The sequence below is a fragment of the Streptomyces sp. LARHCF249 genome, assembly GCF_052871255.1.
In genome coordinates this window covers 223,292-244,183 of sequence record NZ_JBIXJQ010000004.1, presented here as the reverse complement: position 1 = coordinate 244,183, position 20,892 = coordinate 223,292, and the positions used below count along the sequence as shown (strand labels likewise).

Annotated in this window: 23 protein-coding genes; 11 read left to right on the top strand and 12 right to left on the bottom strand. The window is 71.2% G+C overall.

Features of this window, described 5'->3' with window-relative positions:
• Positions 1–9: 9 nt before the first annotated feature.
• Positions 10–417 (bottom strand): hypothetical protein, encoded by a 408-nt coding sequence (locus tag ACIPUC_RS12875; RefSeq protein WP_446589183.1) that lies wholly within the window; start codon positions 415–417, stop codon positions 10–12.
• A gap of 172 nt (positions 418–589) precedes the next feature.
• On the opposite strand from ACIPUC_RS12875, the gene sigJ reads away from it, so the two are divergent.
• Positions 590–1,543, top strand: coding sequence for an RNA polymerase sigma factor SigJ (gene sigJ / locus ACIPUC_RS12870; protein ID WP_446589182.1), 954 nt, complete (start codon positions 590–592; stop codon positions 1,541–1,543).
• A gap of 243 nt (positions 1,544–1,786) precedes the next feature.
• On the top strand, positions 1,787–2,845 hold the full coding sequence (locus ACIPUC_RS12865; RefSeq protein WP_446589181.1) for a PP2C family protein-serine/threonine phosphatase: 1,059 nt from the start codon (positions 1,787–1,789) through the stop codon (positions 2,843–2,845).
• Positions 2,846–2,925: 80 nt separating this feature from the next.
• Here the strand turns inward: ACIPUC_RS12865 and ACIPUC_RS12860 are convergent, their stop codons facing one another.
• Positions 2,926–3,669 (bottom strand): class I SAM-dependent methyltransferase, encoded by a 744-nt coding sequence (locus ACIPUC_RS12860; RefSeq protein WP_446589180.1) that lies wholly within the window; start codon positions 3,667–3,669, stop codon positions 2,926–2,928.
• Between the two features lie 217 nt (positions 3,670–3,886).
• Here ACIPUC_RS12860 and ACIPUC_RS12855 point away from each other — a divergent pair, with 217 nt between their 5' ends.
• The 4 genes from ACIPUC_RS12855 to ACIPUC_RS12840 all read left to right on the top strand — a co-directional run bounded on the left by ACIPUC_RS12855 (position 3,887) and on the right by ACIPUC_RS12840 (position 6,341).
• On the top strand, positions 3,887–4,495 hold the full coding sequence (locus ACIPUC_RS12855; protein ID WP_446589179.1) for a GPP34 family phosphoprotein: 609 nt from the start codon (positions 3,887–3,889) through the stop codon (positions 4,493–4,495).
• A 195-nt stretch (positions 4,496–4,690) separates the two neighbouring features.
• The gene (locus ACIPUC_RS12850; RefSeq protein WP_446589178.1) at positions 4,691–4,933 is read left to right on the top strand and encodes a protealysin inhibitor emfourin; all 243 of its coding nucleotides are present in this window, start codon (positions 4,691–4,693) and stop codon (positions 4,931–4,933) included.
• Positions 4,934–5,012: 79 nt separating this feature from the next.
• Positions 5,013–6,056, top strand: coding sequence for a YihY/virulence factor BrkB family protein (locus ACIPUC_RS12845; RefSeq protein WP_446589177.1), 1,044 nt, complete (start codon positions 5,013–5,015; stop codon positions 6,054–6,056).
• A gap of 81 nt (positions 6,057–6,137) precedes the next feature.
• Positions 6,138–6,341: a hypothetical protein gene (locus tag ACIPUC_RS12840; protein ID WP_446589175.1), complete on the top strand. Its 204-nt coding sequence runs from the start codon at positions 6,138–6,140 to the stop codon at positions 6,339–6,341.
• A gap of 80 nt (positions 6,342–6,421) precedes the next feature.
• Here ACIPUC_RS12840 and ACIPUC_RS12835 read toward each other — a convergent pair whose 3' ends face one another.
• The 4 genes from ACIPUC_RS12835 to ACIPUC_RS12820 form a co-directional block, all read right to left on the bottom strand.
• Positions 6,422–6,961: a serine hydrolase domain-containing protein gene (locus tag ACIPUC_RS12835; RefSeq protein WP_446589711.1), complete on the bottom strand. Its 540-nt coding sequence runs from the start codon at positions 6,959–6,961 to the stop codon at positions 6,422–6,424.
• Positions 6,886–7,224 (bottom strand): serine hydrolase, encoded by a 339-nt coding sequence (locus ACIPUC_RS12830; protein ID WP_446589174.1) that lies wholly within the window; start codon positions 7,222–7,224, stop codon positions 6,886–6,888. Before ACIPUC_RS12830 ends, ACIPUC_RS12835 begins: the two co-directional genes overlap by 76 nt.
• Before the next feature lie 121 nt (positions 7,225–7,345).
• Positions 7,346–8,221, bottom strand: coding sequence for a PaaX family transcriptional regulator C-terminal domain-containing protein (locus ACIPUC_RS12825; RefSeq protein ID WP_446589172.1), 876 nt, complete (start codon positions 8,219–8,221; stop codon positions 7,346–7,348).
• The gene (locus ACIPUC_RS12820) at positions 8,218–8,865 is read right to left on the bottom strand and encodes a GNAT family N-acetyltransferase (protein WP_446589170.1); all 648 of its coding nucleotides are present in this window, start codon (positions 8,863–8,865) and stop codon (positions 8,218–8,220) included. The genes ACIPUC_RS12825 and ACIPUC_RS12820 overlap by 4 nt, the downstream gene beginning before the upstream one ends.
• 124 nt (positions 8,866–8,989) lie before the next feature.
• Here ACIPUC_RS12820 and ACIPUC_RS12815 point away from each other — a divergent pair, with 124 nt between their 5' ends.
• A complete protein-coding gene (locus tag ACIPUC_RS12815) occupies positions 8,990–10,051 on the top strand; it encodes an alpha/beta hydrolase family protein (protein WP_446589168.1) in 1,062 nt (353 codons plus the stop codon).
• A 46-nt stretch (positions 10,052–10,097) separates the two neighbouring features.
• Here ACIPUC_RS12815 and ACIPUC_RS12810 read toward each other — a convergent pair whose 3' ends face one another.
• Positions 10,098–10,637 (bottom strand): SixA phosphatase family protein, encoded by a 540-nt coding sequence (locus ACIPUC_RS12810; protein ID WP_446589167.1) that lies wholly within the window; start codon positions 10,635–10,637, stop codon positions 10,098–10,100.
• A 102-nt stretch (positions 10,638–10,739) separates the two neighbouring features.
• Here ACIPUC_RS12810 and ACIPUC_RS12805 point away from each other — a divergent pair, with 102 nt between their 5' ends.
• Both ACIPUC_RS12805 and ACIPUC_RS12800 read left to right on the top strand, forming a co-directional pair.
• Positions 10,740–11,495 carry a DUF72 domain-containing protein gene (locus ACIPUC_RS12805; RefSeq protein ID WP_446589166.1) on the top strand — a complete coding sequence of 252 codons (756 nt, stop codon included), beginning with the start codon at positions 10,740–10,742 and terminating at the stop codon, positions 11,493–11,495.
• 96 nt (positions 11,496–11,591) lie between these two features.
• A complete protein-coding gene (locus ACIPUC_RS12800; RefSeq protein WP_446589165.1) occupies positions 11,592–12,776 on the top strand; it encodes an alcohol dehydrogenase catalytic domain-containing protein in 1,185 nt (394 codons plus the stop codon).
• On the opposite strand, the gene ACIPUC_RS12795 is transcribed toward ACIPUC_RS12800, so the two are convergent.
• Together ACIPUC_RS12795 and ACIPUC_RS12790 are read right to left on the bottom strand one after the other, a co-directional pair.
• Positions 12,754–13,311 carry a cysteine hydrolase family protein gene (locus ACIPUC_RS12795; protein ID WP_446589164.1) on the bottom strand — a complete coding sequence of 186 codons (558 nt, stop codon included), beginning with the start codon at positions 13,309–13,311 and terminating at the stop codon, positions 12,754–12,756. The two genes, ACIPUC_RS12800 and ACIPUC_RS12795, sit on opposite strands and share 23 nt — an antisense overlap.
• Before the next feature lie 146 nt (positions 13,312–13,457).
• The gene (locus ACIPUC_RS12790; protein ID WP_446589163.1) at positions 13,458–15,536 is read right to left on the bottom strand and encodes a hypothetical protein; all 2,079 of its coding nucleotides are present in this window, start codon (positions 15,534–15,536) and stop codon (positions 13,458–13,460) included.
• 212 nt (positions 15,537–15,748) lie between these two features.
• On the opposite strand from ACIPUC_RS12790, the gene ACIPUC_RS12785 reads away from it, so the two are divergent.
• The gene (locus ACIPUC_RS12785; RefSeq protein ID WP_446589162.1) at positions 15,749–15,955 is read left to right on the top strand and encodes a hypothetical protein; all 207 of its coding nucleotides are present in this window, start codon (positions 15,749–15,751) and stop codon (positions 15,953–15,955) included.
• Positions 15,956–16,090: 135 nt separating this feature from the next.
• On the opposite strand, the gene ACIPUC_RS12780 is transcribed toward ACIPUC_RS12785, so the two are convergent.
• Positions 16,091–16,534: a CU044_2847 family protein gene (locus tag ACIPUC_RS12780; RefSeq protein ID WP_446589161.1), complete on the bottom strand. Its 444-nt coding sequence runs from the start codon at positions 16,532–16,534 to the stop codon at positions 16,091–16,093.
• 69 nt (positions 16,535–16,603) lie between these two features.
• A complete protein-coding gene (locus tag ACIPUC_RS12775; RefSeq protein ID WP_446589160.1) occupies positions 16,604–17,446 on the bottom strand; it encodes a dienelactone hydrolase family protein in 843 nt (280 codons plus the stop codon).
• A 108-nt stretch (positions 17,447–17,554) separates the two neighbouring features.
• On the opposite strand from ACIPUC_RS12775, the gene ACIPUC_RS12770 reads away from it, so the two are divergent.
• On the top strand, positions 17,555–18,631 hold the full coding sequence (locus ACIPUC_RS12770) for a GlxA family transcriptional regulator (protein ID WP_446589158.1): 1,077 nt from the start codon (positions 17,555–17,557) through the stop codon (positions 18,629–18,631).
• 49 nt (positions 18,632–18,680) lie between these two features.
• Here the strand turns inward: ACIPUC_RS12770 and ACIPUC_RS12765 are convergent, their stop codons facing one another.
• Positions 18,681–20,891: a heavy metal translocating P-type ATPase gene (locus ACIPUC_RS12765; RefSeq protein WP_446589157.1), complete on the bottom strand. Its 2,211-nt coding sequence runs from the start codon at positions 20,889–20,891 to the stop codon at positions 18,681–18,683.
• Position 20,892 lies beyond the last annotated feature (1 nt).

Here is a 20,892-nt window from a genome sequence, read left to right as displayed (position 1 = left end):
TTGGCAGCGTCACGGGGTGCGTCGCAGCGGGTTGACGCCAGGAGCGCTGGTCAGCGCCTGACCCAGGGCCAGCACGCTCAGGGCGAACATCAAGACGCCCAGGGGGACGTGGAGCGACGGTATGTGCGCGATGCCGAGGACCACTTGAACCGAGGCGAGTACGAGGAATCCGGACGAGTACAGGATCGGGCGGGGGGGCCCGCCGCCCGGCCGCCACGCCAGGATCGCTGCGACCACATACAGCATCGACGCGCCGTACATCACGCGTGATCCGACGTCGTGCAGGGTCGCGCCGAGGGAGGAGGACAGCAGCATTCCGGCGGTGCCCGCCTGGAAGAGGAGTGCCAGGGTCTGCAAGGCGATCGCGACGTGCAGGAACGTGATTCTGCCCGGTGCCGTCGTCGTCTGTGTGGCCATGATGTGGTCCCCTGTTCTGCCGTGCGGCGGTGGATCGGTAGTCTCTCGCCGGTCCGACGACGCAGGCCCGCCACATGTCAGGCGAGGCGCCGGCCTCACAATCCAGCGCCGTCTTTCGTCGAAGGGTGCAAGAGCGGAATCGGACGAGAAGAACCGGGAAGCGGTCGCGAGCATGAGCACCCCATCCACGTCAGGGCACGACCGGTCCGAGCCGGACCTGAGCACGGTCGTCAGTGAGCGTCGCCAACTGCTCAACCTCGCCTATCGCCTGCTGGGTTCACTGGCCGAGGCCGAGGACGCCGTGCAGGAGACCTACACCCGCTGGTACGCGATGTCGCGGCAGCAGCAGGAGGCGATCGTGTCGCCCGGCGCCTGGCTCACGACGGTGGCCAGCCGCGTCTGCCTGGACGTGCTCGGCTCGGCGCGGGTCCGGCGCGAGCGCTACGTCGGCACATGGATACCCGAGCCGCTGCCCGACCGCATGGAGTGGGCCGACGGGCGGGCCGGCGACGGCAGGACCGAGCCGGCCGACCCCGCCGACCGGATCACCCTGGACGAGTCGGTGAACATGGCCTTCCTCGTCGTACTGGAATCGATGACGCCGGCCGAACGCGTGGCGTTCATCCTGCACGACGTGTTCCGCTACCCCTTCGCCGAGGTGGCCGAGATCGTCGGCCGGACTCCCGCGGCCTGCCGACAGCTGGCGTCCTCGGGCCGTCGGCGCATCCGCGACGCGCGGACCCCGGCGGCTCCGGCAGCCGGGCAGGCCGGCCTCGTACGGCATTTCAAGGAGGCCTGGGAGTCCAAGGACATCGAAGCCCTCGTCGGTCTCCTGGACCCCGACGCCACGATGACCGCCGACGGCGGCGGCCTGGTCGGCACGGTCCTGCGCCCGGTCGAAGGCGACAAGAGCATTGCCCAGTACCTGATCCACATCGCCGACAAGGCCCCCGGACTGACGCTCCTCGAGCGGACCGTCAACGGTCGGCCCGGTCTGGTTGCCGAGCACGCCGGCGTCCCCGTGACCGTGGCCGCGTTCGATGTCACCGGAGGCCGCATCAGCCGCATCTGGGCGGTCCGCAACCCGGAGAAACTCCGTGCATGGACGGCGAACGACCCCACCTGATCCGGCGCCCCCGCTCCGCGTACGAGAGGGCACCGTCGGTGACACCACCAGGTCAGCCGCTCCCCGCCAAGCCCCAGGCGTTGTTGGCCACCGGGTTCCTGGGAGGCCGCAACGGCTTCCGCGAGGCAGGCTGTTTCCATGGGGTCACATCCTCGCTCGCCTTTGCGGCCAGGATCGCCGTCTCGAACAGGAGTGGGCGGTCATGGCCAGCTCCTGTTCACACTGGCGCAATGCGCACCCTTCGTGATCGCGCTGGGCGTACTGGGCATCGAGCTCTCGCCCGCTCACGATCTGGTCACCGGTCCCGTCCTCACCACGACGCCGGCGCTGGCGGCGCTGACGATGGGCCCGGTGGGCACGCTGTCCGCGGCAGCCCTCGCCGCGAGTGTGAACGCGACCTCCGCGACCTACAACCAGTCGTGGGGAACCCAGACCCAGCTGATCATCGGCAACTTCCTGGGGATCATCGTCGTGTCCGTGGCCAGTGTCATCCTGAGCAACGCGGTGCGCACGCGCAGGCAGATCGAGCTCGACCAGGTCCGCCGGATCGCAGTGGCCGCCCAGGAGGTCGTCCTGCGGCCCGTCCCCGAGCTCCTGGGCCCGGTACGGGCCGCCAGTCTGTGCCTCGCGGCCGGGACAGGGGCCCAGATAGGCGGCGATCTGTACGAGGCCGTGCAGACGCGCTACGGCGTCCGGCTGATCGTGGGGGACGTCCGGGGGAAAGGGCTGTCCGCCATCCGCGCGGTCGCCGTGGCGCTGGGGGCGTTCCGCGAGGCCGTCCACTACGAACGCGAACTGCAGGAGGTCATGAACCATTGCGCGGCCGCGCTGCGGCGAGAGGCCGCCGTACCGGGCACCTACTCGCAGGCAGAACTTCCCGAAGTCCTCTTGGAGGGATTCACCACTGCGCTCATCGCCGAGGTGCCGGACGAACAGGTGGTGCGCCTGGTCAACCGCGGGCACCCCCCTCCCCTGATGCTCCACCGGGGCGAGGTCCAGGCCCTGATGCCCGCCTCGCCCCTGCCGCCGCTCGGTCTCGAAGACCTCGTGGCAGGCCCTCCCCCCGGGGCCGATAGCCACCCGTTCCTGCCGGGCGACCGCCTGCTGCTCTACACGGACGGTGTCATCGAAGCCCGGAACCGTGACAACGACTTCTTCCCGCTGCCGGAGACCATGGAGCACATTCCGGCCGGCACCTCGCCGCAGGACATCCTGGACGAGCTCCACCAGGCCTTGATCCGCCACACCGAGGGTCGCCTGACCGACGATGTGGCGATGATCCTCATCGACCGGCTCGCATGAAGCCGCCGCCGCCGACGCGGCGACCCGGCCCCCGTTCATGGCGAACTCCGAGGTCGGGCCGCCGGGATGTCCGGGGGGCGTCAGGCGCGGCAGCGCAGCATCTCGAGCGGGGGGTTGGCGTGGAAGTCCGCCCAGTGGTCCGCCCCGAACTCCCGTACGCCGGCCTCCGACACCTCCAGCGGAACCCAGGTCAGCTCGCTGAATCCGGCCGCCTTCAGGCAGGCTTCGTAGACCTCGCGGCGCGGGCGGTTGGCGACGAACGAGACCGGCGGGTCGAGCAGCGCCGTGGTCCGGACCTGCGGTCCGGTCTCGACCTCCCCGCCGGTGAGCTCGCTGCGGAAGCCGTACTTCTCCGGGGACGGCCCGTCGAAGCGGAAGTCGGGCGACTGGTTGAGCAGGAAGAACGCGCCGCCGGGCTTCAGACTCCCGTGCGCGTTGCGGCACATCCGCTCCGTGGTAGCGATGTCCTGCGCGTAATTGAGCAGTTGGACCGCCAGGCCGACGTCGAAGCGCTGCTCGAGGGTCCGCAGCTCGGACACATCGCCCACCTCGTAGCGCACACCCAGCGGGTTTTGCTCCTCCAACTGCCGGGCCACCGTCACCATTTCACCGGAGATGTCGATTCCGAGCACGTCCGTGGCGCCACGCCGCTTGAACTCCCGGCTGTAGAAGCCGGTTCCGGAGGCCAGGTCGAGGACCGACTTTCCGCTCACGTCCCCGACCAAGGCCAGGAAACTGGGCACCACCGCGTACTGCTCCAGCGGCAGGGCCTTGAACCCCTCGTACGCCTCACCGATTTCGTCGTACTGCTGCTGCGCACTCATCGTGCTGTCCTCCCCGCGTGTTTCACCATGTCATCGACCTCGGCCGTCCGCGAATCAGGGCGGGCCGCGGCCTGTGGCTGGCAGTCTCTCCCAATCTGGCAGGCCGTCACTCTTGGCTGAAACCACAAAAATAGGGACACCGTCCCGGCCTCCCGTACAGGCGAAGTTGATCGATACTTGGCCGACGACCTTCCTGCACGGTGGAGAGGAGCCCTTGATGACCACACCGCGGGACTTGTTGATCATTGCCATGGACTTGGGGTCCGGTCACCCTGTCGAACAAGGCGACCTGTCGCTCGCGCTCGCAGGGGCCGAGGTGATCGACCTCCTCGCCGCCCAAGCCATCAGCCTGGACGCGGATCACATCGTGCCGGGCCACCAGCCGCCACTGGCCGACCCCCTGTTGGCCGAGGCAGCCGCGACGCTCGTCCGGGAGGCGCCGTACGAGTCGGTCGACGACTGGCTGTGGCGCAGAGGCCGTAGCCTGTCCGCCGCCTACGAGGCCGCCCTCGAGGCGGAAGGCGAGCTCGTCCGGCAACGCCGCCGCGGGATCTCCTTCCGGGCCGGTCAGCCCGTGGTGGCCGATTCGCCGGCCCGCCGCCGGGCTGCGGACCGCTGGGCATCGGATGACCCCGTCCTCGTCAACCTTGCGGAGGCCGTGAAGGTCAGCGGCGAGCGGACCGGAGAGTCTCCGGACGTGGCCGACGACGCCGTCGCGACCGTGCTGGCCGCCGTCAACAACGCGTTGGTGGAACTGGCGACCGTACGGCAACGCCGGGCCATCGAAGACGCGGCCTTCGACAACATCTGGCGGGGAGGCGTCTGATGACGACGGAGCGCCAGTAGCCGTTCCGGGCGCCCGATGCGGCAGCCCCAGCGAGGTCGGCCACGCAGCGGCGCTTTCCGGACGTTCGTACCGGCGGCACCCGGCTCCGTGATAGCGGGCCGGTGTTCGGGGAACGCGCGGCAGTGGCTGCGACGCGCAGATCGCGCGACCCGCCAGGAACCGGGAGGAACAGCCATGCTGATCACCGTCACCCGCTCCGGAGGCTTTGCCGGCTTCGAGAAGCTCTGCGCACTCGACACCTCCGACCGCTCGGACGCGGCGGAGCTGGAGGAACTCGCACAACGGGCCGTCGCCCCCGTGGCCGACGGGTACCACTACCGGATCACCGTCGACGACGAGGTACTCGACCTTCGGGACCCCTGCCTCTCCGAAGCCCAGCGGACATTGATCCGCACCGTCCTCGGCGAAGGCGCCTGACCGGCAGACCGTGTACCAGCCGCACGCCTCGGCACCGGCGCGCGGACATGAGTGGCGCCGAACTGGATAGCCGCAGGGTATGAACAGCATCCCGAAGCCAGGCGGTAGCGGTGGTCAGGAACGTCCGGACACCGGCGGGGCAGGCGGTGCGGGCCCCGGCGAGGAGGTCGAGGAGCGGGCCCCCGACCAGCTGTCCGACCTGAAGAAGCGGTCGTGGTCGGCCGTGCTGCGCGGGACGCTCGCGGAGTTCACGGACGACGAGTTGACCGACCGTGCCGCGGCCCTGACCTACTACGGGGTACTGGCGCTGTTCCCGGCCCTGCTGGTCCTCGTGTCCCTGCTGGGCATGGCCGGCGAGTCCGCGACCCGCCAGGTTCTGGACGGGCTGCAGAGGCTGGCTCCGGGCTCTGCCCGGGACATGATCAGTGATGCGGTCACGCAGTTGCAGGGCCGCGGCGGTATCGGCTCCCTGCTGGCCGTCGTGGGTCTGGTCGTGGCGCTCTGGTCCGCCTCCGGCTACGTCGCCGCGTTCATCCGTGCCTCGAACGCCGTGTACGACGTCCCCGAGGGCCGGCCGGCCTGGAAGGTGCTCCCGCTCCGCCTTGCGCTCACCGTGATCCTGATGGTCCTCGCCTGGGCCAGCGCCCTGATCGTCGTCTTCACCGGAGACCTGGCGCGGGAAGGGGGCCGCGCCCTGGGCATCGGTGACAGTGCGCTGACGGTGTGGTCGATCGCGAAGTGGCCGGTGCTGGTGCTCCTCGTCACGATCATGATCGCGCTCCTGTACTGGGCCGCGCCGAACGCCAAGGGCCGCGGGTTCAAGTGGGTGACGCCCGGCAGTTTCCTGGCACTGGTGATCTGGCTGGCCGCCTCGGCGGGCTTCGCTTTCTACGTGGCGAACTTCGCCTCCTACAACAAGACGTACGGCACGGTCGCGGGTGTGATCGTGTTCCTGGTGTGGTTGTGGATCACCAACCTCGCCGTCCTCCTCGGGCTGGAGTTCGACGCGGAGCTGTCCCGCCAGCGCGCGATCGCCGGAGGACTGCCCAAGGACGAGGAGCCGTACGTCGAGCCGCGCGACACCCGCGCCTGGAGCGAGGACGAACGCCGCCGGATGGAGTGACGCGCTCGCTGCGATCCGCCGCGCGTCCCCCGGCGGCTGATAGCGTCGCATCTCCTTGATCGACGACGAAGGAGACGGCCCATGTCCGAGGACCTGGCCACCGACACCATCCGGAAACTGGCAGACGTGGTGGCGTCGAACACTCTGCCGGACCACACCGTCGAGCTGCTCCGCGTCTCCCTCAGCCAGGCCCGTACGGCACAGGCGGCGGGTCACGACGAAGAAGCCATCACCATCGCCGACCAGGCTCTCCAGACGGCGGAAAAGGCCTCCGGGGACCAGTAGCACGGTCCGCCGGTCCGGTGCGTTCGGATCCTGATATCGGGTCCATGAGGTCACTGCCCTCGGCCGGATTCCGAGCCGTGTCAGTTCGGCTTGTCCGCACGCTCCGCCTGCAAGGTGCGCAGGAGGTCGAAGGCCGGGCCGTCCACCGGGCGCTGGGTGTTGCCGAGGGCGATGACGGCGAGCCGCTTCTCCGGGTCGAAGCCCACGAAGGAGGAGAAGCCCCCGGTCCCTCCGTTGTGCCAGATCTGGAGGTGGGCACCCTGCCGGGGGTGGAGGCGGTGGGCCATCCAGCCGAGGTGCACCCAGGCGAAGGGGCTCGTACGGTACTCGACCGCACGGCTCAGGCGGATCGCCTCGGCGAGGCCTGCGGGGCCGCCGTCGAGCTGGGCGCGTACGAAGGCCACCAGGTCGGTCGCTGTCGACCGCAGGCCGCCGGCTCCCGCCAGGTCGGCGAGGTGCCACGGCGCGACCGGCCGCCCGCGCCGGCCGTGGCCCTGGGCGGAGCGCCCCGAGCGGGTGCCGTCCACCGTCACGACGGTGTCGGTCATGCCCAGAGGGGCGCAGACCTCGCGGGCGATGAGAGCCTCGTACTCGGTGCCGGCCCGACGGGCGAGGGCCAGCCCCAGCAGCCCGGCTCCGAGGTTGGAGTAGCGGAACCTGCGGATGCCAGCCGCGCGAGGGCCAGGGCGGTGAACGACTTGGTCACCGAACCGATCTCGAAGAGCGTGTCGGGGCCCGGGGCGCCGCCGTGGTCCGCACCGGTGCTTCCGGCCCCCCTGATCTCCACGCCGTCTTCCGCAAGCGCTGCCACCACGACGCCGACGTGCTGCTGGGCCAACCGGTCTGCGGTCTCCTGGGCGAGCGTTCCGAGTTCTTGTGCCATGACGGACATCATGGCGGCCCCACTCCAGCGACCGGTGCGCCCTGATGATGATTTCCGGCCGGCGGCACTGCGACCTGAGCAGTACGGCGCGAGGCGGCGCCGGAGCAGCCCGTTCGTCTTTTCAGCGCGTGGCCCGGTCTGCGGCTTCTCTCGTGATGTCGGCGTACAGGCGGAAGATCGCCGGGCGGGCTTCGCCCCCTTCTCGTTCGTAGAGGGCTGCCCAGCACCGGGCGACGAGTTCGCGGGCCTGGGTGCCGGGCCAGGGCTGGGGCAGGAGCTGAGGCGGCAGCAGCGGGTCGGGATCCATGGCGCGGGTGAGTTCGGCAGCCAGTTCGACCGCGATGGTGAGCAGTTCGGAGGGGGAGGGCGCGGCAGGGCCGGTGAGCCGGGCGAGGCGGGGCCGGGCGATGCGGCTGAGGTGGTGGTAGCGGTCGGCGATCTCCTGCAAGGGCCATAGGCTGCGGGCGAGTTCGGCAGGCTCCCGGGTGTCGCCCCTGCGCAGGTCCGTCGTGGTGAGGAGGGCGAGCGCACCATGTGCGCCGAGGCGACGGGCCGCCTCTTCGACGTACGGTTCCCAGGTGTTGGCGCACACGTACAGTCCGCCCTGGAGCGGGGCGCCGCCGAGGTGGACGAGCGTCTCGCGCAGGGAGTCTCGTGCCGTGCGCGCCGATTCGGGCACCGCGAAGGCGGCCAGGTGCCAGAATCCGTCCCAGGGGGCGAGCCCTGCGTCCTGCTGGAATGCGTGCCGCAGGAAGTCCGCGTTGGGCGCGAGGTCGCGCATGGTCTGCGCGGTCGCGTGCAGCTGCGCCTTGCGGCCCCGGCCCTCGTGGGTGAACCGGCCTTCCCCCACGAGGCGTTTGACGCACAGCCGCACCTGCTGATCGCTCATGCCCAGGGTGTTGGCGACGGTGTACAGCTCGTCCGCGCCGACGGTGCCGTCGGCGCGGATCAGCGCGTGGACGAGCATGCGGGTGGGGATCTCGACGTGGTCGGTCATGGCGTGCTGCAGAGTCCTTTCGACCCGTTCGCCCCGGCGGGGCGGAGCATGGTGGTCACCGCGCCGAATCCCATGAGCCCGCGCAGGTAGGGAGTGGGCTCCGTCCGTACGGCTGTGAAACCGCGCCGCTCGTACAGGGCCCTGGCGCGCGGGTTGGTGTCGATCACGTCCAGCCTGATCTCCCGGCAGTCCTGCTCCGCCGCGATGGCGGCCACTTCCTCGATGAGCAGGCTACCGACGCCGCGACCGCGCATGGCCGGGTCCACTGCGATGCCGTCCATGACGAGCTGCCCGGGAGCCGGGCGGCGTTCGAACAGGGCGAGGATCAGGAGTCGGTGGAGTCCTCGCAGGTGTCCGTACGCGCGCAGCACGGCGGAAGCCGATCCCCCGGTGAGGGCCCGGCCGTCGAGCTGGTAGCCGGCGAGGCCGACGAGCTGCCCGTCGAGGAGCGCGCAGACCGCGCGATCGGCGTTCAGGTGGGCGGCGAGGAAGGCTACGGCCTTGTCCGGCGGGTTCAGGGCGGGGCCGAGTTTGCGGCCGAAAGCGTCCCAGTACAGCTCGGCCGCCCGCCGCGCGGCTTCCGCCGGAACGCCCCGCCTGACCGTCACCGGTCCCGTGCCGGCGCCCATCGCGTCCGATTCCATGGCATGCCCCCTCGTGTGGTCGTTGCAACCTCGACTCAAAACTATCACCTCCACAACGATCGTCCATCGGATGATAGTTTTCGGTGCATCCGAAACGCGAAACACACAGAGGCGGTCAGATCTCATGCGCCCGAAGACCCAGCCCCGCCGCCGCGGGCTCCGCATCGCCGCGTGGTCACTGGCCACGGCCCTGTTCGTGACCGCCGGCCTCGCCGGTGTGGTGCTGTGGCAGCATTCCTACGACATGGACGAGCAGCGGGTCTCGATCCGTCACGGCGGCCACACCCTCAACGGCGTACTGGCCACTCCCAGGGACGGCCGTAGCAAGCGCCACGGCCTCGTCGTGTACGTCCACGGCGACGGCTCCGTCGACGCCACCCACGACGACGGTTACAAACCCATGTGGGAGGCGAACGCCAGGGCCGGATACGCGTCCCTGTCCTGGGACAAGCCCGGTGTCGCGGGCGCACCCGGCAACTGGCTCGACCAGTCCATGGACGATCGGGCCGACGAGGCCGCCGCCGCCATCGCCTGGGCGCGCGCCCGCCCGGACATCGACGGCGACCGGATCGGGCTCTGGGGCGCCAGCCAGGCGGGCTGGGTCCTGCCGAAGATCGCGGCCAAGACGCCCGTGAGCTTCGTCATCGCCGTCTCGCCCGCGATCAACTGGCTCCGGCAGGGCCGCTTCAACCTCCTCGCCGAGCTGCGCGCCGACGGCACATCGGCAGCCGGCACCGAGGCCGCGATCGCCAGGAGCGACGCCACGCGCCGGCTGCTGGAACGCCGCGCGACCTTCGAGGAGTACGTCACGGCGAGGGGCGGCGACGCAGCCGGCATGACCGCCGACCGCTGGGGCTTCATCTCCAAGAACCACACCGCGGACGCCACGCAGGACCTCGGCGCCCTGCGCGGCGTGCCGGTGCTGCTGACCCTCGCAGGCCATGACATCAACGTGGACACCGCCGACACGGAGCGCGTCTACCGCGAGGTGCTGGACGCCGGCGGCGCACTGACGGTCGAGCGCTACCCGGACGCGAGCCATTCGCTGCTCAAGCAGTCCATCGAGCAGTCGGACCTCACCATCACGCTCACCGCGCTGTTCTCCCCCCGTTCGCTCTTTGCGGCCGGATTCCTGGACGACCAGCGGCAGTTCCTCGCAGAGCGCCGGCGCGTCGTCGCGGGGTGAGGCGTATGCCGGACAGGATCGAGCCGGAGGCGACGCCCGCCACTGGTCAGCGGGAGGGGGACCAGAGGTCCTTCAGGCTGCCGCAGCCGGGGGTCAGGCCGTCCCATCCGTCCGCAAGGTCCACCACGACGACGCCCGAGGTGGGGAAGCCCTCCCGGAGCCGTTCCAGCAGTTCCGGCGGACCGCTGCCGCACAGGGCCGAGGCCAGCTCGTGGATACCGGGGTTGTGGCCGACGAGGAGGACGCTGCCGCGGTCACCGCCGCGCGCGGAGAGCACCTCCACCAACCCGCTGGGAGTCGCGTTGTAGAGCCGGTCGTCGTGCACGGTCGGAGGCGGACTCGCCAGCTCGGGCACGATCAGCTCCCACGTCTGGCGCGTCCTGCGGGACGGGGAGCACAGGGCCAGGTCGACCGTGTACCCGGCGCCGGCCAGCCACCGTCCGGTCTCGGGGGCGTTCCTGCGGCCCCGGTCGCTCAGGGGACGGTCGAAGTCCTCAACCCGCCCCTTGGGCACGGCCTTCGCATGCCGGACCAACAGCAGCCGGCGGCCCTTGCCACCCGCGCGGGCCGACGGTTCCACAGGCACGGTCATCTCCTTCGCCTCGGAGGCACAAGGCCATGGTGCGGCCCTCCTCTGGCGTCCGCACCCGGAAGGTGTGGCGGGACCGGCCGAGGGCAGTCGGAGGGCATGAGCGTGTTCGTCGGCACCTCCGGATGGCAGTATCGGGACTGGTCGGGCGTTCTCTACCCTCCGGACCGGGCGCAGCGGTTGTGGCTGGAGGAGTACACGCTCCATTTCCCCACCGTGGAGAGCAACAGCGCCTTCTACCGGCTGCCGTCGCCCGAGACGTTCGCCCAGTGGCGCGAACGCACTCCGGCCGGCTTCGTCATGGCCGTGAAAGCGAGCCGTTTCCTCACGCACATCAGACGCCTGCGGGAGCCGGCGGAGCCGGTCCACCGGCTCATGGCACACGCCGCCTCGCTGGGCGACCGGCTCGGACCGGTCCTGTTGCAGCTGCCGCCGACGCTGCGGGCCGACCCGGCCGCACTGGACGCCTGCCTCGCCTGCTTCCCCACCGGTACCCGCGTCGCCGTGGAGCCACGGCACGAGTCGTGGTGGACGGCGGAGGTGCGCTCGGTGCTGGCCGACCGCAACGCCGCGCTGTGCTGGGCCGACCGGGGGTCGCGGCCCGTGACACCGCTGTGGCGCACCGCCGACTGGGGTTACGTACGGTTCCACGAGGGCCGTGCCCGGCCCGCACCACGGTACGGGCGGGCGGCCCTGCGGAGCTGGGCTGACCGGATCGCGGGCACCTGGCCGCGGGACGCGGACGTGTTCGCCTACTTCAACAACGACCGTGGCGGAGCGGCCGTGATCGATGCCAGGGCGTTCGCGGCGCTCACCGGCCGACCGGGCGGCCATGAAACGCCCTTAGCCGGGTAGGCGCCGACGGAGTGCGGTCCGCCGGGGAATCGCGGAGGCGGAGAAGCTGCTGCGGGACGGGGGGCCTGCGGCACCCGTTCAGAAGGAGGCAGGGGCATGCGCGCACTGACGTGGCAGGGCACTCGGGACGTCCGCGTGGAGTCGGTGGCCGATCCCGCGATCAAAGATCCCTCGGACGTCATCGTCAAGGTGACCTCGACCGGCATCTGCGGCTCCGACCTGCACCTGTACAACGTGCTGGGCGCCTATCTGGAGCCCGGCGACATCCTCGGGCACGAGGCGATGGGCCTGGTCGAGGAGGTCGGACCGGAGGTGTCCGCACTGTCGCCCGGTGACCGGGTGGTCGTCCCGTTCAACGTGTCCTGCGGGCACTGCTTCATGTGCGGCCAGGGCCTCCACTCCCAGTGCGAGACCACGCAGGTGCGCGAGTACGACAAGGGAGCCTCGCTCTTCGGCTACACGAAGCTGTACGGACAGGTGCCGGGCGGCCAGGCCGAGTACCTGCGCGTGCCCTTCGGGGACACCCTGCCCGTGAAGGTGCCGAAGGGGCCGCCGGACGAGCGGTTCGTCTACCTCTCCGACGTGCTGCCGACGGCCTGGCAGGCAGTCGAGTACGCCGACGTCCCGCCGGGCGGTACCGTCACGGTCCTCGGGCTGGGCCCGATCGGGCAGATGTCCGCCCGCATCGCCCTGCACCGCGGTGCCCGGCTCGTGGTGGGCGTCGACCTGGTCCCCGCCCGCCTCGAGCGGGCGCGGGCGGCGGGCGTGCACACCCTGGACCTCATCCACCACGGCAAGCAGCTCGTGTCGGCGGTGAGGGACCTGACCGACGGGCGCGGCACGGACTCGGTCATCGATGCGGTGGGCATGGAAGCTCACGGAGCGCCGCTCGCCGCGGCCGCGCAACGGGTCACGGCACTGCTGCCGGACGCATGGGCCCGCCCCCTCATGGAACGGGCCGGAATCGACCGCCTGCACGCTCTGCACACCGCGCTCGACCTGGTCCGGCGCGGCGGCACGGTGTCCGTCTCCGGTGTCTACGGAGGAGCCGCGGATCCCATGCCGCTGCTCACGATGTTCGACAAGCAGATCCAGCTGCGCATGGGCCAGGCCAACGTCCTGGCGTGGGTGGACAAGATCATGCCGCTGCTCGACGAGAGCGACCCCCTGGGCGTGGAAGGCTTCGCCACGCACGTCATGCCCCTGGAGGAGGCTCCGCGCGCCTACGCGATGTTCCAGGCGAAGGAGGACGGCATGATCAAGACCCTCCTCCGCCCGTGACGCCCAGCGCTGCCGCGGCGGGCACGACGCGGGCGCCCATGTTGATCTCCATCATGCGCAGGGCGGCGGCGGCCAGGTCCTGGCGGATGTGGGCCACGGCGTCCTCGGCGACGGTGACCGAGAGGTGCCGGATGTGGGCGTCGAGGGCGGAGTAGAGCACGCACTGCTCCGTGACCTGCCCGCACAACACGAGGTGCGAGACGTCCAGAGCGCCCAGCAGGTAGGCGAGCGGTGTCTCGTAGAAGACGGAATGGCGCGCCTTGACGACGAAGTACGCGTTCTCGTCCGGCCGTACGGGTTCGACCAGGGCGGCGTGCGGGCCGGCGAGCGCCGCGTCGAGGATTTCGCCGTGGTGGGAGCGCCACTTCCCGAAGTTGTCGTTGGCGTAGATCACCGGAACGCCCTGCTCGCGGGCCTGCTCCAGCAGGTGCACTACGGCGGGGAGCACCCGCTCGACGGAGCGGACGAGCAGGTCGGCGTCCTCGTGCTCGTACGTGTTGAGCATGTCGATGATGACAAGAGCGGCCTTCGTCATGGGGTCCAACCTCCCAGATCGGGCACCGGGGGCCGGGCGACAGGCCGCAGGACTGCCGGCTCGCCGTCCCGTCGGCGACCGATGGTTTGCTGCGACCGGGGCGGGTAGGGGCCGGAAGCGCACGGGGAACGCCCCGGATCGGAGGTTCAGCCATGTACGACGCCAAGCACCTGACCTCGTCGGGGCGGCCTTCCCTCCTCACCGTGTACCTGAATGACCACCTCACCGGTTCGGGTGCCGGTGTACGCCTGATCCACCGGATCGCGGACCGGCACCGCCGTACGGACTACGGGCCGGAACTGGCCGCCCTGGCGGGGCAGGTCGAAGAGGACCAGCAGAGTCTGCGCCGGATCATGCGCGGCCTTGACGTTCCGGTTCGGCCGCTGCGCGAGGCGGTGGGCAGGGCCGCGGAGATGGTGGGGCGGCTCAAGCTGAACGGCAGGCTCCTGACGCGCTCCCCGCTCAGCGACGTACTGGAGCTCGAGGCGATGCTGCTGGGCGTCGAGGGCAAGGCCGCGGGCTGGCGGGCGCTGCGCGCGCTCGCCGCCACCGACACCCGTCTCGACGCCGCCGACCTGGACCGGCTGCTCGCCCGGGCGGAGGCACAGATCCGCTCCCTGGAGGACCTGCGCCGTCGGCGCGCGGCGGCGGTCTTCACGGCGGAACTCGCCGCAGTGAAGGTCGGGGCCCCCGGGTAGGACGCCACTCGACGATCCGCTGACGGGTCGTGCGCCCGTGGCCGGCCCGAGGTATGCCCTTAGGTCCGGCAGGCCCGGCGGGCCGTGGAGCACGTGGCGCCGCCAGCCCTCGGCGTAGCCCGGTGGCGGAGCGTGACCTCGTACGATGAGGGCCACGGGCCGGCTGCGGGCAGCGGCCGCCAGCTCGGCCGGCGTGATACTGCCGTCGTGTCCGCCGACCTGGCGGGACGAGCAACCCGCGCGGAACGCGATCCTGACGGCTTCCTCCCCACTGACCACGCACGGCGGGCGGAGCCCCTGCCGGCGCAGGTCCGCGACCAGCAGATCGAACGCCGCGTGGGTCGCGCGGCCACGGTCCGTCACACTGTCGAGGACGAGGAACTGCACCGTCAGATGAGCGGCCACGGCCAGTGCGAGGCCGGTGCGGAGTACTGGGCGCGGCCGGGCCAAGGCGGCCATCCGGGTCAGGCACAACGCGGTGGGAAGGGCGAGCAGCGCGTAGGCGGGCAGCAGGAAGCGCGGGGCGGCGTATCCGATCAGCAGCAGGTAGGGCGCCGCCATGGACAGACCGGCCAGCGCCGGGAGCACGATGACGGCCGGCCGCCGCGTGCGGGCCGCGGCACGGACCCCGCCTGCGGCGAGGAGGGGTACCACGAACCACCAGACGGAGGCGAGGGGGTGCCGCAGCGGCACGGTGCAGGGGCGGCACAGGGTCACCCCTTGCAGCGCTCGCACGTGATCGTCGAAGGCGGGGTTCCAGCCCAGGTTTCCCTGGATCTCGCTGGCGCGCCTCAGCCGGGGAAGCAGCCCGCCGTAGCGCACGTACGCCTCGAACATCCATTCCGCACCGCCCGCGGCCGCGCCGGCGCCGAGCACCAGCAGCAGGGCCGGCCTGCGCAACGACCTGACGGACAGTGCGGCGGCCACGAGGGGCAGGGCGAGCCAGAGGGCGTCGGAGGGCCGCATGAGCGCGGCCAGCGCCATGCCCGCGCCGAGCCCGGCCACCGCGGCGCGGTCGGAGCGGTCTCGTGTGGCCCTGAGGAAGCAGCCGACCGCGATCAGCGCCCCGTAGGCCACCCACAGATTGGGCATTGCCTGAGGGCCGTACAGCACGCTGATCCACAGCCCGGCGAACAGCGCGCCGGCGACGGCGAGCGTGCCGGTCGGGAGCAGCCGCCGCCATACCCACAGGGCCAGCAGGAGTCCCGCTCCGGACAGCAGGGCGAGATAGACGCGGAGCACCACGACCGACGAGGTCAGCGCGGCGACGGGCGCAACGAGGAAGGTGATGCCCCGGGCGCGGGGAGCACTGAAGAACGCGGCGGGGGCGTGCGGGCTGACCTGGCTGACGTAAACGGTCTCGTCCCAGCCGAGCCCGGATCCCGGCAGGACGAACGCCAGCTGGGCGAGCGTGAACACGGCGGCGACAGCGCCCAGCCGGCGGAGGTCGCGCTTGGCGTCCCGCCCCATGCCGGGACGAGGCTCCGTTCCCGGGGGTGGCGGAGCCATGGCGGAAGTCTGCGTCATGGCCGGACCTCACGGCTGTGTGTCGGGGAGCGGAAGCCGTGCCTCCGCTCCCCCACCCTCCCCCTGGCGGCGGGCCCCTGCCACTCCCCGTACGGCACACGGACCAATGGCGCGGTCCACCACACCGCGTGACTCCCGTGATGCGGAATGTCATGTCGCGTGTCAGCGTGGCGGGGAGACCTTCACCTACGCGTGGAAGAGGAGACGCCATCATGGGCGGTCGGCAGGACAAGCAGCAGGAACCGGGTAAGAGCCGCGAGGAGCAGGAGCGGATGCGCCGGCCGGGCCAGGACCCCGTCCACCCCGAGACCGGCCAAGAGGGGACCCGGGGCAAGAGCCCCGAGGAGCTCAGGCGGCGCGGCGAGGACGCCGCGCGCCGCGATCGCGGCGAAGACGACATGCGCGACGACGAGATCTGAGCACCGCAGCCTCACGCCCCACGGACGCAGGACCCGGCCGGGACCGCAGTCACCATCCCCCGGCCGGGTCCTGCCGTGTTCCCGTGGGCCGGCCCCGCCCGGGCACGGCCGGCGCGGCGAGACCGGGGGGCGCGCTCACTCACGGTCCGTCGGAGCGTCCGTGGGGGCGGCACCGGCCGGGGTTCCCTCGCGCTCCCGTCGTTGAGCGGCGTTCCAGGACAGCCTGATCGTCAGTCCCGCCTCGCTGCCGGCCTCTGCGATGATCCCGAGGAGCTGACCCGACTTCACCGCCAGCTTGAGTCCGAATTCGACCTCGAAGGCGTCCGGTGATCCCGCGTTCCCCTGGGTGATGGTCTGCGCTGCCCACCGCCCGATGCCCTGCACGGTGCCGCGCACCTGATCCAATGTCAGGGCCACGGCTGAACCCAGCTGGGCAGCGGACCGGTTCGCCGCCCCGAACCCGACATCCCCGTAGCCCGATGCCCCCTGGTCGGGCAGTGCTTGGAACTGAAGCTCGCCGATCACCTCCGCAGTGACCATCGAACCGTCCCCCAGATCGATCGCTACCGTCTCGGTCACGCGATCCCCTCCCGCAGAAGCCCGCCCGGACCGGCAGGATAGTTCTGGACGGCGCATTCGGGAGGCTGTTCACACAGGTCGCGCATCACGGCCGCGATGCGTCCCGAGCCGCTCGGCCAGGAAGGCGATGATCTCGTCGCGGGCCTGCACGGTGGGGTGGCCGTCCTGGTCGACGAGGTGGGCCGTGACGACGCTGTGGGCGCAGCCGACGACGTCGCGGAAGAAGGGCGGGGGGTCCGTGTTCGCCGTCTCGGAGTTCAGTACGCGGCCGTCGAAGGCATCCCCGAGCAGCGCCCGGTAAGCCGCGAATCGCCGGCCCGTGCACCACCTGTCGTTGTCGAAGCGGTAGGCGAGAACCTTCAATCCGTCTCGCGCCACGCGTTCGGCCACCGCAGCAGCGTCTTCGTCGCTCATCTCCAGACCGTCGGGGTCGTCCAGCGGAAGCGAGGGATGGTTGACCACCGGCGCGATGACAGCGGGTTCGAGCGCCATGGTCAAGGCGAAGTTGCCGGTGAAGCACAGACCGACGGCGCCCACGCCGGGCCCGCCGCACTCGGCGTGGGCCAGCCGGGCCAGGCCGCGCAGCCATGTGACGACGGGGCTGGTGCCGCCACCGGCGAACGCTCGGAACTCGGCGCTCACGCACGCGCGGCGGACGACGCTCTCGCGCGCCTCGGCACGGGGATACGCACCGTCGACCCCGAAAAGAGAGGGCAGGTACACACAGAAGCCGGCATCGCGCACCCAGCGCGCGAAGCGCGCGACGTCGGGGCTGATCCCCGGCATCTCGGGCATGAGGATCACGGCCGGTCCCGACCCGGCCACGTACACGGTCTTGTCGACGCCGTCGACACTGATGACCTTCCGTGAGAAGTCGTCCAAGGGGTCGCTCTGACCTCGCATGATTGTCATGACCGAGATGATGGCCAGGGGCCCGCCCTCCTGAGAAGCGGCGGCATCGCCATGTATCCCGGTAATATCGCCACCCGTTCAACGGAGCCGAGGGGCCGGAGGGGCCGCATGAGTCCGCTGCGAGTCGGCGTGCTGGCCTACCCCGGCTGCTTCGCGTCGGAGGTGTTCGCGGTCCCCGACCTCCTGACCATGGCGACTCACGTCGCCGCGGCAACAGCGCAAGGGTCGGTCCAGCCGGCCTACGAGACGTCGGTCGTCTCGCCCCGGCGGCGTGTGATCGCGTCCGGCGGCTCGTTGCTCGACGTCTCGGCGGTTCGTCCCGTAGACGTCCTGATCGTGCCGGGTTTCGAGCTTTCGCCCACGGTCGATCTCGACGCGACACTCGCACACCTGGGCCCGGAAGTGGCGTCGATCCGATCGCAGGCGGCTTCGGGGACCGCTGTGGTATCGATCTGCGTGGGCGCCTTCCTGGTCGCTGAAGCCGGGCTGCTCGCCGGGCGCGAAGCGACCACGTCCTGGCTGTTCGCGGATCGGCTCGCCCGCCGGTACGCCGACGTACGTGTCCGCCCTGAAAGGCTGGTCGTGACCGACCGGGGGGTGACGACCACAGCGGCCTTCAGTGCCATGTACGACTTCGCGCTGCAGTTCGTCCGCGAGCACGACGGCCCCGGCGTCGCCCGTCGCACCGCGCGCATCGCGCTTCTGGATGACGCGCGTTCCAGCCAGGCTCCCTATGTCGACCCGGAGCTCATACCCACGGTGGGCAGGGAGTTCTCGCTCGGCGTGAAGCGGTGGCTGAACCAGAACCTCAGTGCTCGCTATGACCTGTCCGCCCTCGCCCGGGAGTTCCGCGTCAGCACGAGAACCATGCTCCGCCGCTTCGGTGACGAGGCCGGCGAAACACCGCTCGCGTACCTGCACACGGCCCGCGCGCGTCGCGCCGGACACCTGCTGGAGACGACCGACAGGACCGTCGCAAGCATCGCCGCCGACGTCGGGTACCGCGACCCCGGGACGTTCAGCGGCATCTTTGCCAGGCACACGGGCCGGCGGCCGAGGGAGTACCGCGCGATGTTCCGCCGCGGGGGCGATGGCCGTGCCGTACGGAAATCGCCGGCTGGGCATCCGGATACGCCGGATGATGCGCAGGGTCCGGGGCCGCGCGAGCCCTCTCCACCCGCCTGAGAGCGAGTTGCGGCGCCGACACGTTCCGCGCGCTGCCGCTGATCAGCGGCTAGGCCGTCTCCCTCGGGTCCCGGTGGGCTACGCGGCGCTCCTCCAGCGGGGCCCGGCGCAGGATGTCGTCGCCCACTCGGGGCAGGTGCGGGGTGTGGTTGACGAGCCGGGCGGAGTTGCCGACCACGGCGATGCTGCTGGTGTTGTGCAGCAGCGCCGCGAGGACGGGATTCATGGAACCGCCGGCGCCCGCGACCAGGCCGAGGAGGTTGACTCCTATCGCGAGGCCGTAGTTCTGCCGTACGACGCGCAGGGTGTGGCGGCTCAGTTCCACGACGGCGGCGACCTGGCGCAGGTCGTTGCCCGCCAGCGCGATGTCGGCGGTCTCCAGGGCCACGTGCGAGGAGTGCTCGCCCATGGTGATGCCGACGTCGGCGAGGGCCAGGGCCGGGGCGTCGTTCGTCCCGTCGCCGACCATCGCCACCGTGTGTCCCTCCGCCTGGAGATCCCGGATCAGCTGGAGTTTGGCCTCCGGGAGGGCGTGGGCGTGGACTTCGGTGATCCCCAGGGTGTCGGCGACGACCTGGGCGGTCTCCGGCGCGTCGCCGGTGAGCAGGATCAGGCGGGAGACCCCGAGGTCGCGCAGCTGCTGGACGACGGTTTCGGCGCCGGCCCGTACGGCGTCGGAGACGCCGAGCATGCCGATCAGGTCCTCGTCGTGGGCGAGGCAGATGACCGTCTCGCCGCCGGCGCGCAGCCGGTCCGTCCAGCTCTGGGCCTCGTCGGTGAGGTCGACGCCGTGCTGGCGCAGGAGAGCGGGGCTGCCGACGAGCAGTCGCGTGCCGTCGAGTTCGGCGCGCATGCCCATGCCGAGGACGACCTCGCACGCCTGGTGGATCGGCACGTGGAGGTGCTGTTCCTCGGTGCGGGCGACGATGGCCTGGGCGAGGGGGTGGCGTGCGTGCAGTTCGCCGGAGGCGGCCAGGCTGAGCACCTCGTCGGCGGTGACCGCCTCGCTGAGGGTCACCACGCTCGTGACCAGGGGGCGGCCGAAGGTGAGGGTCCCGGTCTTGTCGAAGACGACTGCGGTGACCCGGCCGATGCCCTCCAGGTGGGTGCCGCCCTTGATGAGGGTGCCGCGGCGGGCGCCGTTGCCGATGGCCGCGCTGATGGCGGTCGGGGTGGCGAGTCCGGCCGCGCACGGGCAGGCGATGAGCAGCATGGTCATCGCCCGCCGCGCGTCGCGCGTGACGGCGTAGGTGAGGGCGGCCACGGCGAAGGACACCGGGACGAAGCGCTGGGTGAAGCGGGTGGCGACGGTCTGGATCGGTGCCCGGTCCGACTGGGCCTCCTCGACGCGGCTGATGATCCGGCCGACCGTGGTGTCGCTGCCGACGGAGTCCGCGCGGATGGTGAGCGAGCCGGAGGTGACGATGGTGCCGGCGTAGACGTGGGCGCCTTCCCTGGCGTAGACGGGCAGCGCCTCGCCGGTGACGGCCGCCTGGTCCACCAGCGCCTCGCCGGTGAGCACGTGCCCGTCGACGGGGATGCGGTGGTGTTCGTACACGGCAACGGTGTCGCCGGGCTCCACGGTCTCCAGGTCGACCTCGAGTTCGACGCCTTCGCGGACCAGCCAGACACGCTCGTCGCCGATGGTGAGGAGTTCCTCGATGGCGCGGCGGGTGCGGCGCAGGGTGAGGGTCTGGAGGAACTCTCCGATGTTCAGCAGCCACAGGACGGTGAGGGCGACCACGTTCTCCCGCAGTACGAGGGAGATGACCGTCGCTGCCGTGACCAGCGTGTCCGTACCGGGGCTGCTGCGGCCGCGCAGGGTGCGCAGGGCGCCCCGGAAGAACGGCAGACCGGTGAAGACGGTCACCACGCCGAGCAGCCCGGAGGATCCGAAGGAGATCCGGGGCCTGCCGAGCAGGCGCCGCAGCGCGACGAGGGCGAGGACCGCTCCGCCGACGACCAGGCGGGCGACCTCTCCGGTGGAGGTGTCGGGCAGGGACCGGGAGGGCTTGGCGGCCACCACGGCGGCGGGCGGTGCCTCTTCGAGTGCGCCGACAAGCTGTTCGACGTTCAAGTGGTCCGGGGCCACCCAGATCACGACGCTGCCGGTACGCGGGAAGATCCGCAGGGCGCGGAAGCCGCTGATGCCGGTCAGCCGGTCGTCGACGAGGCCTGCGCAGCCGGGCCGTGCTCTGAGCCAGGGCACGGTCAGTCGGACGCGCCCCGCGGCCACGGAGCAGACCAGGACGGTCGACATG

Excerpts from the sequence above, each read along its gene's own strand:
- ACIPUC_RS12875 (WP_446589183.1), bottom strand. The coding sequence starts at position 417 with ATGGCCACACAGACGACGACGGCACCGGGCAGAATCACGTTCCTGCAC.
- sigJ (WP_446589182.1), top strand. The coding sequence starts at position 590 with ATGAGCACCCCATCCACGTCAGGGCACGACCGGTCCGAGCCGGACCTG.
- ACIPUC_RS12860 (WP_446589180.1), bottom strand. The coding sequence starts at position 3,669 with ATGAGTGCGCAGCAGCAGTACGACGAAATCGGTGAGGCGTACGAGGGG.
- ACIPUC_RS12855 (WP_446589179.1), top strand. The coding sequence starts at position 3,887 with ATGACCACACCGCGGGACTTGTTGATCATTGCCATGGACTTGGGGTCC.
- ACIPUC_RS12850 (WP_446589178.1), top strand. The coding sequence starts at position 4,691 with ATGCTGATCACCGTCACCCGCTCCGGAGGCTTTGCCGGCTTCGAGAAG.
- ACIPUC_RS12845 (WP_446589177.1), top strand. The coding sequence starts at position 5,013 with ATGAACAGCATCCCGAAGCCAGGCGGTAGCGGTGGTCAGGAACGTCCG.
- ACIPUC_RS12840 (WP_446589175.1), top strand. The coding sequence starts at position 6,138 with ATGTCCGAGGACCTGGCCACCGACACCATCCGGAAACTGGCAGACGTG.
- ACIPUC_RS12830 (WP_446589174.1), bottom strand. The coding sequence starts at position 7,224 with ATGGCACAAGAACTCGGAACGCTCGCCCAGGAGACCGCAGACCGGTTG.
- ACIPUC_RS12825 (WP_446589172.1), bottom strand. The coding sequence starts at position 8,221 with ATGACCGACCACGTCGAGATCCCCACCCGCATGCTCGTCCACGCGCTG.
- ACIPUC_RS12820 (WP_446589170.1), bottom strand. The coding sequence starts at position 8,865 with ATGGAATCGGACGCGATGGGCGCCGGCACGGGACCGGTGACGGTCAGG.
- ACIPUC_RS12815 (WP_446589168.1), top strand. The coding sequence starts at position 8,990 with ATGCGCCCGAAGACCCAGCCCCGCCGCCGCGGGCTCCGCATCGCCGCG.
- ACIPUC_RS12805 (WP_446589166.1), top strand. The coding sequence starts at position 10,740 with ATGAGCGTGTTCGTCGGCACCTCCGGATGGCAGTATCGGGACTGGTCG.
- ACIPUC_RS12800 (WP_446589165.1), top strand. The coding sequence starts at position 11,592 with ATGCGCGCACTGACGTGGCAGGGCACTCGGGACGTCCGCGTGGAGTCG.
- ACIPUC_RS12795 (WP_446589164.1), bottom strand. The coding sequence starts at position 13,311 with ATGACGAAGGCCGCTCTTGTCATCATCGACATGCTCAACACGTACGAG.
- ACIPUC_RS12790 (WP_446589163.1), bottom strand. The coding sequence starts at position 15,536 with ATGACGCAGACTTCCGCCATGGCTCCGCCACCCCCGGGAACGGAGCCT.
- ACIPUC_RS12785 (WP_446589162.1), top strand. The coding sequence starts at position 15,749 with ATGGGCGGTCGGCAGGACAAGCAGCAGGAACCGGGTAAGAGCCGCGAG.
- ACIPUC_RS12775 (WP_446589160.1), bottom strand. The coding sequence starts at position 17,446 with ATGACAATCATGCGAGGTCAGAGCGACCCCTTGGACGACTTCTCACGG.
- ACIPUC_RS12770 (WP_446589158.1), top strand. The coding sequence starts at position 17,555 with ATGAGTCCGCTGCGAGTCGGCGTGCTGGCCTACCCCGGCTGCTTCGCG.
- ACIPUC_RS12765 (WP_446589157.1), bottom strand. The coding sequence starts at position 20,891 with ATGTCGACCGTCCTGGTCTGCTCCGTGGCCGCGGGGCGCGTCCGACTG.